Annotated in this window: 16 protein-coding genes and 1 pseudogene; 7 read left to right on the top strand and 10 right to left on the bottom strand. The window is 58.2% G+C overall.

Annotation, left to right across the window (positions count from 1 at the left end; genetic code table 11):
• Positions 1-16: 16 nt before the first annotated feature.
• Genes TRESADRAFT_RS03210 through TRESADRAFT_RS03195 form a run of 4 tightly spaced genes read right to left on the bottom strand, consistent with a single transcriptional unit; the run spans position 17 to position 6161 of the window.
• A complete protein-coding gene (locus TRESADRAFT_RS03210) occupies positions 17-940 on the bottom strand; it encodes an ABC transporter permease (protein ID WP_002702803.1) in 924 nt (307 codons plus the stop codon).
• 48 nt (positions 941-988) lie between these two features.
• On the bottom strand, positions 989-2995 hold the full coding sequence (locus TRESADRAFT_RS03205) for an alpha-amylase family glycosyl hydrolase (protein WP_002702801.1): 2007 nt from the start codon (positions 2993-2995) through the stop codon (positions 989-991).
• 12 nt (positions 2996-3007) lie between these two features.
• A complete protein-coding gene (locus TRESADRAFT_RS03200) occupies positions 3008-3973 on the bottom strand; it encodes a starch-binding protein (RefSeq protein WP_002702793.1) in 966 nt (321 codons plus the stop codon).
• A 28-nt stretch (positions 3974-4001) separates the two neighbouring features.
• Entirely contained in the window at positions 4002-6161 is a 2160-nt protein-coding gene (locus TRESADRAFT_RS03195) for an isoamylase early set domain-containing protein (protein ID WP_002702790.1), read from the bottom strand.
• Positions 6162-6370: 209 nt separating this feature from the next.
• On the opposite strand from TRESADRAFT_RS03195, the gene TRESADRAFT_RS03190 reads away from it, so the two are divergent.
• On the top strand, positions 6371-7384 hold the full coding sequence (locus tag TRESADRAFT_RS03190; RefSeq protein ID WP_002702788.1) for a LacI family DNA-binding transcriptional regulator: 1014 nt from the start codon (positions 6371-6373) through the stop codon (positions 7382-7384).
• A gap of 170 nt (positions 7385-7554) precedes the next feature.
• Here the strand turns inward: TRESADRAFT_RS03190 and TRESADRAFT_RS16785 are convergent.
• The 5 genes and pseudogenes from TRESADRAFT_RS16785 to TRESADRAFT_RS03175 all read right to left on the bottom strand — a co-directional run.
• Positions 7555-7641: pseudogene (locus tag TRESADRAFT_RS16785) on the bottom strand (hypothetical protein); the annotation flags it as partial.
• Between the two features lie 12 nt (positions 7642-7653).
• Positions 7654-7818 (bottom strand): hypothetical protein, encoded by a 165-nt coding sequence (locus TRESADRAFT_RS16405; protein ID WP_002702786.1) that lies wholly within the window; start codon positions 7816-7818, stop codon positions 7654-7656.
• Positions 7815-8054, bottom strand: coding sequence for an MFS transporter (locus TRESADRAFT_RS03185; RefSeq protein WP_002702784.1), 240 nt, complete (start codon positions 8052-8054; stop codon positions 7815-7817). Before TRESADRAFT_RS03185 ends, TRESADRAFT_RS16405 begins: the two co-directional genes overlap by 4 nt.
• 263 nt (positions 8055-8317) lie before the next feature.
• On the bottom strand, positions 8318-9403 hold the full coding sequence (locus tag TRESADRAFT_RS03180; RefSeq protein WP_002702783.1) for a formylglycine-generating enzyme family protein: 1086 nt from the start codon (positions 9401-9403) through the stop codon (positions 8318-8320).
• 21 nt (positions 9404-9424) lie between these two features.
• The gene (locus TRESADRAFT_RS03175; protein WP_050985012.1) at positions 9425-10402 is read right to left on the bottom strand and encodes a magnesium transporter CorA family protein; all 978 of its coding nucleotides are present in this window, start codon (positions 10400-10402) and stop codon (positions 9425-9427) included.
• Between the two features lie 215 nt (positions 10403-10617).
• On the opposite strand from TRESADRAFT_RS03175, the gene TRESADRAFT_RS14905 reads away from it, so the two are divergent.
• The 4 genes from TRESADRAFT_RS14905 to TRESADRAFT_RS03155 all read left to right on the top strand — a co-directional run bounded on the left by TRESADRAFT_RS14905 (position 10618) and on the right by TRESADRAFT_RS03155 (position 13841).
• On the top strand, positions 10618-10974 hold the full coding sequence (locus TRESADRAFT_RS14905) for a type II secretion system protein GspG (protein WP_002702781.1): 357 nt from the start codon (positions 10618-10620) through the stop codon (positions 10972-10974).
• A complete protein-coding gene (locus TRESADRAFT_RS14900) occupies positions 10971-11540 on the top strand; it encodes a hypothetical protein (protein WP_002702780.1) in 570 nt (189 codons plus the stop codon). The genes TRESADRAFT_RS14905 and TRESADRAFT_RS14900 overlap by 4 nt, the downstream gene beginning before the upstream one ends.
• An 82-nt stretch (positions 11541-11622) precedes the next feature.
• Positions 11623-12072 carry a hypothetical protein gene (locus tag TRESADRAFT_RS16185; protein ID WP_002702779.1) on the top strand — a complete coding sequence of 150 codons (450 nt, stop codon included), beginning with the start codon at positions 11623-11625 and terminating at the stop codon, positions 12070-12072.
• Positions 12073-12077: 5 nt separating this feature from the next.
• The gene (locus TRESADRAFT_RS03155; protein ID WP_245534324.1) at positions 12078-13841 is read left to right on the top strand and encodes a RecQ family ATP-dependent DNA helicase; all 1764 of its coding nucleotides are present in this window, start codon (positions 12078-12080) and stop codon (positions 13839-13841) included.
• On the opposite strand, the gene TRESADRAFT_RS15580 is transcribed toward TRESADRAFT_RS03155, so the two are convergent.
• Positions 13765-13977 (bottom strand): hypothetical protein, encoded by a 213-nt coding sequence (locus TRESADRAFT_RS15580; RefSeq protein WP_040842198.1) that lies wholly within the window; start codon positions 13975-13977, stop codon positions 13765-13767. The genes TRESADRAFT_RS03155 and TRESADRAFT_RS15580 overlap by 77 nt on opposite strands.
• Before the next feature lie 114 nt (positions 13978-14091).
• Between TRESADRAFT_RS15580 and hisH the strand changes: the two genes are divergently transcribed.
• Both hisH and hisF read left to right on the top strand, forming a co-directional pair.
• Complete coding sequence (gene hisH, locus TRESADRAFT_RS03145) at positions 14092-14742, top strand: imidazole glycerol phosphate synthase subunit HisH (RefSeq protein WP_002702775.1); 651 nt, start codon at positions 14092-14094, stop codon at positions 14740-14742.
• Positions 14743-14788: 46 nt separating this feature from the next.
• Complete coding sequence (hisF, locus tag TRESADRAFT_RS03140; protein ID WP_002702773.1) at positions 14789-15565, top strand: imidazole glycerol phosphate synthase subunit HisF; 777 nt, start codon at positions 14789-14791, stop codon at positions 15563-15565.
• Positions 15566-15704 lie beyond the last annotated feature (139 nt).

Below are 15704 nucleotides of genomic sequence, written 5' to 3'. Positions count from 1 at the left end.
TTTTCTCCTTCGTTTCCTAGAAAAGGCTTGACTGCGTCGTCTTTTTCGACAGGAAGTTGACGAGGAGCAGCACCGTGACGTTCACCACCGTGTTGAACAGCCCCACCGCGGTCGAAAGGCTGTACTGCGCGCTCTGCAGGCCGAGCTTGTACACATACGTCGAGATTGTCTCGCTCGCCATGATGTTCTGCACGTTCTGGAGGAGATATACTTTCTCGAATCCCAGCCCGAGAATGCTTCCCGCGCGCATAATCAGCAGAATCATTGCGGTGGGAAGGATGAGCGGTATGTCGATGTGGATTATCTTCTGCATCGACGAGGCTCCGTCTATCGTAGCCGCCTCGTAATACGTGGGGTCGATTCCCGAAAGCGCGGCAAGGTAGATGATGCTGTCCCACCCCAGATGCTGCCAGATGTCGCTCCACACGTAGATGTGCTTGAACGCTCCGGGGCTTGCCATGACGTTCGGGAACTGGCGCCCGAAAAGATGCGCGACGTTCGCGAAAAGCCCGTGGCTCGGTGAGAGGAAAATCAGCACGATTCCGCACATGACCATCGTGCTGATGAAATGCGGGAGGTATGTCACTACCTGGAACGTCCGCTTGAGCAGCCCCTCGCGGAGCGCGTTGCACATGAGCGCGAGCATAATCGCCAGCGGGAACCCGACGAGTATGCTGTAGATGCTTATCCCGAGCGTGTTCCTGATCGTTATGAGGAACTGGTACGAGTGGAAGAACTGCACGAAATGCCTGAGCCCGACCCAGGGGCTTTTTATGATTCCGAGCGAGGGCGAGTAATTCTTGAACGCCATGACAAGACCTCCGAGCGGGAGGTACGCGAAGCAGAAAAGCAGGACGACCGCCGGCGCGAGCAGCGCGTAGAGGGGGATGCTTTTTTTGAGGGCGGCGATTCTTTTTGCGCCCCCGTCTTTGTTTTTCATGATACTTCTCCATTGGGGGAACGCCGGCAGTACCGGCGCCCCGTTTCCTTACATTTTCGAGACGGAATGCGTCTGCTTCTTCTCGTTGAACTGGAACAGGTATGTTCCTTTCTCGACCGTTGCCGCAATGTTCGCGCCCGTCGCCGTTCCCCAGTTCGCGCCCCAGACAGGACCGTCCGTTATGCAGAACTTGAATTCGATGTTGCCGGGGGTCTCGAACGTGAACGTGCAGAGCCAGATGACGTCGCCCGTTTTTTTGTCCTCGGTGCGCCGCATTTTCGTCCCGCCCCAGCCGTTCATGCTTCCGCGGAGGTACATCGACTCGGCGGGAATGTAGACAGGGCTTTTGTCGTCTTCCGCGTCGTATTTCTCACCCTCGACGTATTCCTCGTCGTCGTAGACGTTCTCCATCCCCGCCTTCCCGAGAAAATAGACGCGGAACGCGAGCGGCGCGATGTTCCTGACGACGACCGAATTCCCGCCGAACGAGGGGAGGGGGGATTCGCTGTCGCCGACAAGGAGCGATACGTTCCGTTCATCACTCGCGCCGTCGAATTGTGCGGACGGAACCGCGGCGGAAGAGAAGTTGTACACGCACAGGAGCGAGCCTTCGCTTCCGGAAAGCTCGTATGCCGCCAGCGCCTTATCGCGCGAGGAAAGCTTCCGCACCGTCCCTCTTGAGAAGACTGACGGGAAGCGCTTCCTCAGTTCGAGCAGCGTCCTGTTCAGGCTGAGCGTGGAGTTCGGCTGCGACGACTCTTCCTCCGCCATGTCCCAGAGGAACGGGCCGCGGAGACGCAAATCCCCTCCCATGCTCGATTCTTTCTGCCCGATTTCGTTTCCGTAATAGATGAACGGAACCGTCGGGCGAAGGAGGGAGAGCGCCGTCGCGAGGTTTATCTTTTTCCTGTCTGCCCCGAGCGTCGTGGCGAACCTTCCCGCGTATTCGTCATGGTTTCCGAGGAACGTGCCGTAGCCCTCGTTTTCCGCCGGATTCGCGCGGATCGTCGATGCGAGGCTGTCTTTCTCGCGCGCTACGCTGTCGATGACCGGAAGCCCCTGGTCGAAATCGAGGACGGCATGGAATTCGCTTCCGCCGCCGAAATATTCGTCAAGCGCGTCCCTGTCGTTGCTGAGCCATGTCTCCCCGACCATGAATTTGGGGCTTTCGTACTTGTCGAGCTCCGCGCGCAGCTCCCTGAACCACGCGTGCGTCTCCGCGCTGTTCGAGTACTTTCCCTTTTCCTCGACGAGGTAAATCGCCGCGTCTATCCTCATGCCGTCGAATCCCCTGTTGAGCCAGTACCGCGCGACGTTCTTCATTTCCTCGCGCACCTCGTAGTTCCGGTAGTTGAGGTCGGGCATTCCGCCGCCGAACGCGCCGTAATAGTACGCGCCCCTGTTTTCGAACCATGTCTCGGAATTCCCCATCGGAGCCCAGGACAACTTCTCGCGGCTCCACATGTACCAGTCGCGCCGCGTCCCGCCTTGCTGCGCGTCCTTGAACCACGGATGCGATGACGACGTGTGGTTCGGGACGAAATCGAATATGATTTTCATCCCGCGCCGGTGGCATTCGGAGATGAGCTCGTCCAAATCGCGCTCCGTGCCGAAGAGCCTGTTCAGGCTGTAGTAGTCGGTCGTGTCGTAGCCGTGCATGTTCGTGCTGTTCGCCGTTCCCTTCCCCGCGCAGTCGAAAATCGGGGAGAGCCATATGCTGTCGCATCCGAGCGTTTCCTGTATGTAGCCGAGCTTCTGCGCGATCCCGTTCAAGTCCCCGCATCCGTCCCCGTCCGAGTCTGCGAAGCTTTTTACCCAGATGTGGTAGAAAGACGATTCCTTCCACCAGTTTTCCGAAAGCCCCGCAGACTGGTTTTTCGCGTCGGCTGGAACGGCGTTTTTCGCGCTCGTGTAATTCCTGTCGCCCGTGAATTCGAAAAGCTCGGCCTCGCTTTCCGCGCTTTTTCCGATGTTTCCTGCCGTGCTGCATCCCGCGAGAAGCGACGCGAGAAGCGACGCGAGAACCGCTGCCGTGATGAAATCCGCTTTTTTCATAAGCACCCCGTATTAAAGAATTTCCTCAATTTTTACCGATACCGTCCCGTCCTGGGCGGCTTTTACCGTGAGCCTGTACGCGTTTCCGGCGGTGATGCCCGTCGCGATTATGTTGTCCGCGAGCGATGCCTCCTCGTCCGTCGTGCATTTTTTGAGTTCTGCGAAGCCCGAGCCGACCGCAATCTCCATCCTGCTCGAATTCCCGCTCCATGTCGTTCCGCCCGCGGCCGTCGTGTCCCCGTGCTGGTTCCAGTCGCCGAATTCCGTGAGCTTGAATGCGATGTTCCCGTCGCCGGCTCCCCAGCTGCTTTGATGCGCCGTCCATTCGTAGACCGCCGTCTTCTCCCCGTCCGTTTTCTCGAACGAAAGCGCCTGCGCGTCCCCGCCGATTCCGTCGCCCCCTCGAATGAACCCGGGAAGAATGGCCTCCGCCACGGATTCTCCATCCTGCTTGGATTCTCCATCCTGCTTGGATTCTCCATCCGCCTCGGATTCGTCGTCTTCCGTGCCGCCGGCTTCTCCTTCCGGCAGCTCCGGCTGCTGCTCGTCCCGTTCCCAATGCCAGTCCGTCCATTCCCCGCTCGCGTTCCAGATTTTCGAGTCGCCTTTCCGGAATGTTCCCGCGTCGAACTGATTTCCCGAATTGTCGTTGTAGATGAGCGTGTACGTTAGGCCGTCTCCGAGCGCGCCGATTTCCGCATAGTAGATGCCGTTCTCGTCGGGCGATTGCTCCATCATCGTTCCCGGCCAGCTTCCGAGCGGCTCCCCGTTCCCGCCGGCGACGTACGCGTACGCGTAGAATGCGCCCCAGCCCGCGCAGGTTCCGGCGGACGAGTCGAGCGCGATTTCCGTCGCCGTCCCGTCGCTCTTGTACTCGCCTTCGACCTCGCCGCTGTATTGTGTCGTGCACGATGCGAGGAGCGCCGCAAAAACAAAGGGCGAAAGGATGCCCGCGATTTTTTTTCCGAATGTTCTCATTTTTTTCTCCTGGAATTTTTGTCCCGCGCTAGAAATCGATGTTCACGCCGATTCTTAGCTTTGCGAGGTTTGCCGCCCAATCGTTGTCCCTGTCGAGGACGTAGTCGCGGAGGAAGAATTTGCCGGACATCGAGCCGAATCCCGCGAACGGGTCGAAGTTGTAGCTGAATTCGCCGTGAAGCGTCACGTTCCACGTCCTGTCGATGACTTTTCTCGCGCCGAACGCGAATCCCCACGGCGATATTCCCGTTTCCGAGAAATCTCCGACCCCGCTGTATGCCTGCCTGATTCCCGCGCCCGCCATGACCGTGATTCCGAGCGGGACGTCGAGCGAGGCGAGCAGGGAATGCAGCGCGTAGTCCTGAACTTTCGCGTCGTAGTAGACTCCGTGCGTCGGGTTCCCGTTGAATCCGTACATCAGCGTGATGCCGCTCCTCGGTATGAAGCGGAGCCCCGCCTCGCTTATGATTGCGCTTCTCGATTCGTTTCCGCGCGCGTATCTGTCGTCGTCCGCGCTCATGAACGAGCCTTCGATGTATCCGTCGACCGACGATTTCCTGCCGAGCGTTTTCGACAAGTCGTAGAAAAATCGCGGTCTAACGACGAATTCGATGTTTCCTGTGTCCTTGTAGAACGAATGCCCCTCGTCCTTCGTCAAATTCATCTGCATGTACGGCGCGATTCCGAGCGAGAGCGCGTCGGACACGGAGCAGCCGATGTCCGCGAAATACCGCTGCGTGTTCACCGGCCCGAGCTGGCGGCTCAGCTGGTTTTCCTGCTCCTCCTCCTGGTATCCTTCCTTGACGTAGAGCATGTGCGCCTGGTATCCGCGGAAACGCCCGCCCATGACGATGCGGAACGGCGCCCAGTCGAGGCTTGCGTTCGCGTTCGCCGCGAGGTTGTCGAGCTTGTTGTCCGGATTCCACTCCACGCCGCCGACATCGGGCGAGTCGGGGTCGTAGCGGACGACTTTGCCGCTTTCGCCCGTGCTTTTTGAATTCCCGTAGAAATTCGCGAGGGCGTTTGCCTTTACGGTGAGCGGGCCGAACGCGCCTTTGTATCCGGCAATCAAATCGGCCTCCACGATGTCGTCGAACGCGCGCTCGTTCGTGTCGCCGTACGCGCCGTTGTACTGAAAGTCGACGGAGTGCTTTCCGAGGATGTCCGCCGAAATCCACGAGTAGAGACCGAACCTCCGCCCCTTCCTGTCCGCGCTCCTGTTCAGCGAAAGCGCCGCGGTGACTTTGACGGCTCCGCCCGTCGCGTCCGCAATAATCGAGCCGAGCTTTTCCCCCGTCTCAAGATGCCCGAATCCGCCCGTCGCCTCGTATCCCGCCTCCCATTCTGGATCGACCGTCGTCCAGTTCGCGCTCGTGTGCCCGGGAAGCCCCGCATATTTCCATCCCATCGTGTACTTCACATACGGGGACGAGATGCCGAATTTGAGGTGCCCGAGATATGAAAGGTCGCCGTCGTCGTCGTCCAAGTCCGCGCTCGTTCCGTCGTTCGCGTATGAGATGGGGCTGAACAATCCCAGCGCGAAATCGCGGAATCCGTCGCCCCAGGAAAGCGAGCCCTTCTCATAGATGTTCGAAAACGACTCGTTCTCTGCCGTCGCAAGCTCGAGGAAAATCGGGACGGAAGGCGTTGCGTTTCCGGTGAATTTCCAGTACGACTTGAATCCGAGCCCCGCCGAATCCTCGGAAAAATCGCCGCTGTATTCCTCTCCGCCGTTTTTTGCGGTCGTCCAGCAGTTCTGGAATCCGATATTCGTCCATGTGTGGAATTCGACGTGCTGCTCGCGCGGCTTTGCTTTTGGAAGCGGCTTTCCGATTTTTCCGTCCGCGGTGACGGTGACGACGCCGTTCTTTCCGCCGAACCCGTCATCGGACGAGTCGGGCGCGTTCGGGTCGGAAATCCAGTTTCCGTCGGCAACGAATTTGTACGTCACGGAGGAGCCTGCCGGTATTCTCAGCGAGAGCGTCCACGTTCCGCCGTCGTTCTCCATCGCATCGGCTTCCATGTTCCATCCGTTGAAATCCCCAACAAGTGAGACTTTCTCCGCCTCCGGATTTTCATACGAGAAAATCAGCTCGGCTGTTCCGTCCTGGACGTTTCCCGCGCGGACATCTGCCGCCGCCGCTGATGCGGCAAGAAGGGCGGAGTATGCAGCAAGAATTTTTTTCATAGGTTCTCCTTTCATCTTCACTGTTTGGTTTAACGTTAAACTATAAAAAGTATAGGAACGCCTTTTCCATTTGTCAACAAAATTTTTTCCGCGTGGCGTTTTTTTTCAAAAAGGCGGGAATTTGCAGGTTTTTCGGGGAAAAGAGTGCGAAAAATCAGCTTTTTCAAGGTGCTTTACATTTTTCAAAAAAGTTAGTTTAATAAACTAAAATGGCAACTCTGAAGGAAATCGCCCAGAAAGCAGGCGTCAGCATGATGACCGTCTCGAACGTGGTGAACGGGAAGACGGAGAAAGTGTCGAAGGAGACGCTCGGGCGCATACAGGCGCTCATAAAGGAATGCAATTACGTTCCGAACCTGAACGCGCGCACGCTCGTGAAGAGCACGTCGCAGACAATCGTCGTCTTCGTGAGCACGTTCGTCTCGCACGAGAATGTTTTCAAGGACCCGTATCTCGCCGAATTCTTCGGGGAAATTGAGAGCCTCATACGGCAGAACGGGTATTACGTGCTTATCCAGACAATAGACGAGATTGAGAACGCGGCGACGCTCCTCAAGAAATGGAAGGCTGACGGCGCCGTATTCCTCTCGCCAGTGTCGCCGGAGAAAATCCGCCAGCTGAAGGCGGAGTGCGCCGTCCCGATGGTTTTCGTGGACAGCGCCGACGATGACGAGACGACGCTGACGGTCGGAATAAACGAATTCAAGGGCGGGTTCATCGCGGCGAAGTATCTGCTTGAAGCGGGGCACCGCAAGATTGGTATTGCCGGTTTCTATGACAAGGCGAGCAGCATCGTGCAGGCGCGTTACGCCGGATACGTTGCCGCGCTCGCTGAATTCGGGTTTTGCGAGAATGATGCGGTCGTTCTGCACACCGTGACGACGTACGAGGCGGGGCTGTATTTCGGCGGGGCGATAGCGAACCACGAGTTCGACGTGACGGCAGTATTCGCGACGGCTGATTTGCTCGCGATCGGGATAATGGAAGGCGCGCGGAGGAACGGATGCATCGTCCCGCGCGATTTGTCCGTCGTCGGGTTTGACAACCTTTCCGTGGCGCAGATCGTGACGCCGAAGCTGACTTCCGTCTCGCAGGATTTGGGGAACAAGGCGGCGGCGGCGGTGGGGCTCCTTTTTTCGGCGATACGGAAGGAGAGCATCGCGCAGCCGCACATACTCTGCGATGTCCAGCTCGAGCTCCGCCAGTCAGTCCTGGAGCGGTGACGGCCCTCCGCGCGAATTCTCCGCAAAAAAAATCGGCTGTGCCTGAATTTTCGGTGGAGCCAATAAAAAAGCCGGCATTTCGTGCGTGAAATGCCGGCAGCATTTTTTGTGAAGCTTCGGTCGGGCGCTATTCGATTCCGACCGCGGAAAGCTCCGCTTTCCGCGCTCCTCGTTATGTAGAACGGCCAGTGCTTGTAGAGCGGGTCGGAGCTTTCCGCGTCGTATCCCATCGGGTCGAGGCTTTTCATCGTGAACGAGCGTCCCGTCCGTTACATGTTCCCGGCTTTCTCGCCGAGCCCGTAGACGAGCTCGCCCTTGTTCCGCTCCGTGTAATGGAAGACGCCCTCGCCGAGCGAATTCGCGAAGTTGTAGTTCTGCGTCTGTCTGTCCCGGAGGACCGGCACCCAGCCGCCGCATTTCTCCGACCAACTCACCTTGAATCCGTCGGGGTGCTCCTGTCGACGATCTGCCCCATCGTGACGTCCGTGAAAGCGTCGACTATTTTTCCGAGCATCATCATGAGTCCGACGAGCTTCGCCGAAACGCCCATAACGTCCGTATAGAATTTGAGCAGGAATACTGCCGAGATGACGAACGTGATGTTGTTCGCCAAATCTCCGAAGGCATAGCCTATTTTGTCCACAAGTCCGAAAGGCTTTTCCTTGTTCATAGAATCCTCGCTTTTAATGAAATTGTAACCGGTTATAATTTCACGCTATAAGGCAGGCTCGGGGATTTGTAAAGGCAAAAAGGCGCATTTCCGGAAAAAAAAGGTTCCGGGAATGCGCCTTCAATCGTACTGAAAAGCTGCCTCCGTGCTGAAAAAAAAAGTTGTCTTTGCGCTTTCCGCTCGATACGGCTCGGGGCAGATTCTCGATGTGCTGGTTGAGGTTGAAATCGACCGGCGGCGGGCGTTTCTTCGTCATCGAGAAACTACTGCGCTGCCGAGCGGACTACGCGGAATCCGATGAAGTCGAAGAATTCGTTCGGGTCGTAGTGGTAGCGGTCGCCGACTGCCGAGAAAAGCGTCAGCCCGCTGAAGCTTCCTCCACGGCAGACCCTGTCGATTCCGTACGGCGCTCCTGATGCGGGGGCGAACGGTTCCGACTCCGAATAGTTCTGCTCGAACCAGTCCCAGCAGAATTCGAGGACGTTCCCGCTCAAGTCGAAAATCCCGTACGAGTTCGGGTTTCCAGTTCCGGGGACGGACGACGATGTTCCCGCCGTCCCGACTACGTGCGCGCAGCTTGCGTTCGTCATCGTCCATGCGACGGTGTCCTCGCCGATTCGCTCCTCGGCTGGCGTGTCGGCGGTGTATGCCTGCCCGCTCAGTATGTCGCCTCCCGTGAATCCGTCTATGACCTTTCGCGCGGCGTATTCCCATTCCGCTTCGGTCGGGAGCCGGTATCCGTCCGCGCTGAAATCGCATTCGGCAAGGTCAAGACGCGCCGAGTCGGTGGCGTCCCGCGCCGTTTCCATCTCCCCGTTCTCCCCGTCGATTTTGTAGCACGGTTCGAGCCCGTGCAGCTCCGAAAGCGCGTTGCACCAGACGACGGCATCGTACCAGCTTATGAACGTGACGGGCTTGTTCTCCGTCTCCGGAGTCGGCTCCGCGCCCGTTTTCCCGTCCGAGCCGCCGCGGCCCTTCTTGAGGAATTTGTATCCGATTTGCTCGGCGACGCTCTTCGTGTAGTACCAGAGCCCGTACGTCGTCTCGTACCTGTTCATCCTGAACGGGCGTATCCATCTTTTTGCCGTGTATGACTGGCTTCCCTCGCCGATTGTGTATTCCTCGAATTTTACGCCGGGAACGTTCGGAAGCTCTATCATGTCTATCGGGGAAAAATCGGCGTTCAGCTCGAAATTCCGCTCGACGGAAACCTCCGCCTTCGTCCGCGGCTCCGGGCTTCTCATGTCCGCCATGTTGAGGAACGCCTGCGCCCCCGGCTGCATCTGCGCCGCCGTCAGGAGAACCGACGCCGTCAGGAGATTTTTCATTTTCTTCATTTTGTCTACCATTCTTCTTTCCGGAAAAAACGCTTAGTGGCGCCTTCTCATCCTTTTCCCGAGGCGCCTGAACGGGTTGAAATTCATCACGAGGTACGCGAGCGTCGCGGAGACTGCGCACAGCGACGTTATGAAAAGAAGCCCCGTCCAGTCGGTGCCCGTGCTGAACGGAAGCCGTATGTTCATTCCCCAGAAGCTTGTTATCGCGGACACAATCATCAGCACGAGCGATATTACCGTGAGCTTCTGCATGACGACGTTCATGTTGTTTGAGATTACTGATGAGAACGCGTCCATTATTCCCGCCGTTATCTGGCTGTACGAGTCCGCCATCTCCATAGCCTGCCTGTTGTCGACCTCCACGTCGTCGAGCCATTCCTGGTCGTCCGAGTCGAGCACCAGAATCCGCGTCTTCCTGATTTTCTCGAGGAGGAGCTGGTTCGCCTTGAGCGATGTCGTGAAGAACGTGAGCGACTTCTGGATGTTGAGAAGCTGGATGAGCTCCGCGTTCTCGATTTCGTCGTGCAGCTCGTTCTGGATGGAATTCGTCCTCCTGTTTATCTCCTTCAGGTACCGCAGGAACATGATGTCCGCCCGCGACAGAATCCTGATTACGAACGCGGGAAAGTCGTTGAGCGTCAGACCCTTTATCCTGTTCTCGCTGATGTCCCGGAGAACCTCGCAGTCCGTCCAGCATATCGTGATTATCTTCTCGGGGAAGATGACGGCACCAATCGGCGTCGTCGTGTAGCTCACGTCTGAATTGGGCGTGAAGACGGGAAGCCTCATGATGGCGAGGTTGTATCCGTCCCATGATTCTATCCGCGACAATTCGTCCGGGTCGATGACGTCCATGAGCAAATCGGGGTCCAGGCCGTATTCGTCCTGAAGCGTCTTTATCTCGGACTGCGTGACATTGCGGGCGTCTATCCAAAGTCTTTTGTCAGGCGCGATTTCTTCCTTCTTTACGTTCTGCAGCATTCCTTCGTCTTGTTGCCAATATCGAATCATTGTTCACCCCGCATCTCGATTTCGACGATTGTACCATAAAGTCGGAATCGTTCACATTGAAAACGTCTTAGTTGTTGCCGTTCCCCGAGAAAAATAGCCCTGCCCGAAAACTGTGGTTCCCGGACATGTTTTATTGTTCCATAACAAAAAATTATCGGGCTTTTTTTGAAAAAAAACTACGTTCCGCGCTGATTTCCTTTTCAGGGAGGCTGCACATGCGGAGAAGCTCATTTATCGCCGGCGCGTGTTTTCTTTCTGTCACGGCTGCCGTTTTTCTCGTTCCGGCGCTCGTCTCGCGCGCTCGGATTTCCCGCGTTGTCGGCGCGCTTCAGGCGTATTACGTCGACTGCGGCTCATTTCCGTCGCCGGCGCAGGGGCTTTCGGCGCTTGTGCGGGAGCCGGTGCCGCCTGTGCCCGGATGGGGCGGGCCGTATGCGTTTGAGGAAATCACGCGCGACGCGTGGGGAAACGAATTCCGCTACGATGTCCGCTGTCCCGGCGGAGTCCCGTTCGTCGTTTCGTCGCCCGGGCCGTTCTCGTTTTTCGTTTCGTCGCGGGAGGTTTTCCGGTGAGCGCTTCCATGACGTCGTGCTTTTTTGTTCCTCCAGAGTCGCTTTCCTCCGTACTCGCGTCAATCCGCTCGCGGGGTGCCGTTGTCGGCGCGTTCTGCGTCGGGCTCGGCTCTGCGACGGTGATATTCTCGTCCCCGTGCCCGGAAAAAGCTGTCGGCGGGTTCTGCTGCTCTGTCTCTGTCGTGAACGGAATACGCTTTTTCTCCCTTGCCGGAACGCGGTGCGCTCAGTTCCGCTTCCCTCCGCGCATTCCTGAACGGCTGTCCGCATCCCCGCCGCTTTTTCTTCTGTCGCGCGTCCTTTCCTTCGGCTGGAGCGTCAGCCTCCGCTCGGGTTTTCCCGCGAGGCTCTCGTCGTCCGTCCCCGTTGCCGACGTCCCGCAGTCCCTCATCGCCTTGTCCGGGGTGCTTTCCCTTTGCGGATGGGGCGCGCTTTCTGTTTCCGTCCGGTTCCCGCCGTCTTCCTGCGGGAAAATGGCGCGCGTATCGGCTGCGGTTTCGCGCCGTTTTGGGGACGGCTCGCCAGTTTTTGTGGCGGCTTCGTCCGCGCGCGCCCTTTCGGAATAGTGCGCGCATTTCGCGATTTTGCGGTGATGCGTGTTCCGGGGCGTTTGCCTCGGGCAGATTTTTGTTTTGTCAGGAGGAATTCATGCGTGTGTCTCGTCTCTTCTTTTTCCGGGGCTTTTTTCAGCTGCTGCTCGCGTTTTCGGTGCTTGTCGTTTCGTGCGCGTCTCCGCCGTTCGGGATAGACGGACCGTCTGTCGGCTTTTCCGTTTCCGGTGACAGCGAACCTGAGCTTTCGTTCGTCTTCGAGAATGCGGCGGGTATGCCGGTGCGCTCGTTTTTCGTTGAATTTTCCCTGTCCGACTGCGACGGCGTGTGCGCCTTTTATCCGCTTGACTCCGCGTCGGCATCGGTCGAATGCGATGTCCCGCCTCATTCCGGCGCGATAGTTTCCGTTCCGCTGTCGCAGTTCCTTTCCGATTTTTCCGGCGCGCCGTTCTCCGTCGATTTCGTTCATGTGCGGAAAATCGAATACGACGGCGGGAACGTATGGCGGGATCCGTTCGGGATGGGGGCGTGGGAGGCGGGATTTTGAGCGGCATGGATTTTGCTTCCGGCGCGGATGATTCCTATTACGAAGGAAAGGAAAACGACGGTTTCGACGATATCGTCGGCGAGGATGAATTCCGCTCGTGGAAATCGTTCCTCGACTGGCGGAAGGAAAGCGGCTCCTTCTACGCATGCGCGTGTGCCGATGCTGAGCCTGTTTTCGTCGGCGAGGAGGATGATTTCGGGGAGGATTCCGTCGGCGCGCGGAACGCTTTCGGGGTCAGGTTCCTTTTCCCGTGGCAGCGGCTCGTCATTGCGAACATTTTGGACGCGTCCCGCTCCTTCGTCGAGCCCGTCATGGGGCGTCAGATTGTCATACTTCCGACGGGGGCGGGAAAATCGATGTGCTTCCTCGTCCCAGCCATCCTCCTTCGTGGCGCGACGCTCGTCGTGTATCCGCTGCTCGCCCTTATGGCGGACCAGAAAAGGCGGATGGACGAGGCGGGAATTCCGTGCGTCGTCTTCAGGGGCGGGCAGGGAAGGGGCGTGTGGGCGGAGAACATTGCCGCCATCCGCTCCGGCTCGGCAAAGGTCGCCATCGCGAACCCGGAAGTCCTTTCCGACGGCTTCCTTCTTGACGGGCTTTCCGGCTGCGGCTTCTCGCACATCGCGATAGACGAGGCTCACTGCGTGAGCGAATGGGGCGACACGTTCCGCCCGTCATACCTTTCACTCGGGAACGCTGTCGCAAGAATCGGCGCTAAAGTCGTCACGGCGTTTACCGCTACGGCATCCCCCGCTGTGCTTGCCCGCGTGGGCGAGATTCTTTTCGGCGGGAAATTCCATCTCGTGCGCGGGGATTGCGACCGCCCGAACATCCGCTATTCGGTCAGGTGCGCCGCGGTGAAGGAGAAGCTTCTGCTTGCCCTTTCCGCCGAGATGGAGCGGCCGATGGTCGTTTTCTGCGGTACCCGCGCGCGCACGGAGATGGCGGCGCGGCTTCTTTCGGAGATTCACGGGAGGAATTCGGTCAGGTTCTATCATGCGGGGCTTGACGATTCGTCGAAGTCGGAAATCGAAAAATGGTTCTTTTCGTGCGAGGACGGAATTCTCGCCGCTACATGCGCGTACGGGATGGGCATGGACAAGGGGAACATCCGCTCCGTCATCCACCTTGACGTTCCTCCGACGCTCGAGGCGTTCTGCCAGGAATCGGGCCGGGCCGGGCGTGACGGAAATCCCGCCGCTTCTGTTCTTCTGTGGAACGACGATGACGGGCGCCGCTTCCGCTCTCTTCCGGTCGGCTCGCGGGGGCGGGCGCTTTGGGAATTCGCGTGCGGGAAATCGTGCAGGCGGGAGGCGATTTTGCGGTATCTCTGCGGGACGGATTCGACGGAGACCGTCTGCTCCGGATGCGATGTCTGCGGCAATGCGGCGCCGATTCCGCCCGTCGAGGAGGATTCTGCGCGGGCGTTGCCTCTCATACGGCGTCGTCGCATGATGCTTTCCGCTGACGGAATCTCGGAAATCGTCTCCCGCTCGCTCAACGGCCTCTTGCGGAAAACGCTCGGCGTGAATGTATGGGATGACGCCGACACGAAGGTCGTCCTCGCGCATTTGTCCGCGCGCGGGCTTGTCAAAACAAGGCGCGTTTTCGGGAAGGAGCTTGTCGATGCGCGGTGCGGCTTTTTGTATGCTGCCGTCCCGCGCCTGTCGAAAGCGCTCGCCCGTTTCTCGGTTACTCGCCGCCTTCTTCGCTTTCGGCGGCAGGTGCGGCGGGCGCGGGGGCGGAGACGACCGTGGGGCGCTTCTTGATTTGCTTTTTCTTCTTCCGGTACCTGACGATTTTCGCGACTATGTCTATGTACAGGAAAATGATGACCGTCGTTATGATGACCTTCGGCTCCGTCAGGACGCCCTTTATCAGTGGAATCATTTCTGGAATGCTCATGTGAATATTTTCGGAGAATTCGCGTGCCGTTTTGATGATTGACTACGTTTTTTTCAATTGCGATAATCGCTCATCCTGCGTTCGGCGTTTTCAGCCCCGCGGGATGGAGGAATGATGACAGGAATAGTTGACTACAATGCTGGAAACATACGGAGCGTGGAGCGCGCGTTGGCGTTCCTCAAGGCGCCCTATGTCCTTTCCAGGAACCCGCGCGACCTTGAGGGGTGCGACAGGCTCCTTTTTCCGGGTGTCGGCGAGGCGAAGTACGCCATGGAGCAGCTCCGCGCGACGGGGTTCGACTCCTTTCTCAAGGACTGGGCGAAAAGCGGAAAGCCCTTGGTCGGAATCTGCCTCGGCTCGCAGATAATATTCGAGCATTCGGAGGAGGGCGACGTCGACTGCCTCGGGCTCATTCCCGGAACGATACGCCATTTCTCTTCCGTGTGGCGCGACAGCGGAAAAAGCGCGGAACTGCTCAAGGTTCCCGCAATCGGCTGGAGCGATTTGACGTACCGGAACGGAGGAAGCCCGCTTCTGGACGGCGTTCCCGAGCATTCCGACTTCTATTTCGTGCATTCCTACATAATACAGCCGGCGGAGCCTTCCGTCGTGAAGGCGACTGCCGATTACGGCTGCGACGTTCCCGCCTGCGTCTCGAAGGGGAGCGTCACTGCATTCCAGTTCCATCCCGAAAAATCCGGGCGCGCCGGGCTCCGCATCCTGCGTAATTTCGTGCGCGACGACTTGGGCGGGGATGGCGTGTGATGGATGCTCGCGGATTTTGTGTCGGCTGTGCCGACGGGAGGAGATGATGCTGAAGAAAAGGATAATAGTCTGCCTTGACGTGAAGGACGGACGGACGACGAAGGGTGTGAAGTTCCAGAACAACGTGGATATCGGCGACCCCGTCGATATGGCTGCCGAATACTATGCTCAGGGCGTCGACGAGCTTGTGTTCTACGACATAATGGCGAGCGCGCGCGGTCGCGGGCCAATACTCGACCTTATTTCCCGCGTTGCCGAGCGCGTTTTCATTCCGTTCTGCGTCGGCGGCGGAATCGGCTCCATCGAGGATATCCGTTCGACGATTCTTGCGGGCGCGGAGAAGATAAGCCTCAACAGCCAGGCGGTCAAAAATCCGTCGCTCATAACCGAGGGCGCGCGCGTTTTCGGGAACCAGTGCATCGTTTTGGGGATGGACGCGGCGAGGGATGCCGGCGCTCCGTCCGGATACAGCGTTTTCATAAACGGCGGGCGGGTCGCGACTGGGCTCGACGCGCTTGAGTGGGCGAAAAAGGCCGTCTCCCTCGGCGCGGGCGAGATTGTGCTGAACTCGATAGATGCCGACGGCGTGCGGAACGGTTTTGAGATTCCTTTGACGCGCATGATTGCGGAATCCGTTCCCGTTCCCGTCATCGCTTCCGGCGGCGGCGGGACGCCGCAGCATCTGGCCGACGTGCTTTCCGACGGGCCGTGCGGCGGCATGGCGGATGCGGCCCTCGTCGCGAGCATGGTGCACTCTATGGGATACACCGTCGGCGGAATCAAGGAAGACCTTCGCGCATCGGGAATCCCCGTCAGAATGTAGGATTCCGAAAAATCCCGTCGCGCCAGGGGGCCTTTCCTGCCGTCGGGATTTTTTCTCGGGTGCAAAAAATCGTTTAAAAAAACTGAAAAATTTCTTTGCTTGTCATAGAACAAATTTGCGCGAACGTGTAATATGTTCA

It is taken from the genome of Treponema saccharophilum DSM 2985 (assembly GCF_000255555.1).
Lineage (GTDB): Bacteria > Spirochaetota > Spirochaetia > Treponematales > Treponemataceae > Treponema_D > Treponema_D saccharophilum.
The sequence above is the reverse complement of the archived record's forward strand: the minus strand, read 5'-3'. Positions and strand labels throughout refer to the sequence as shown.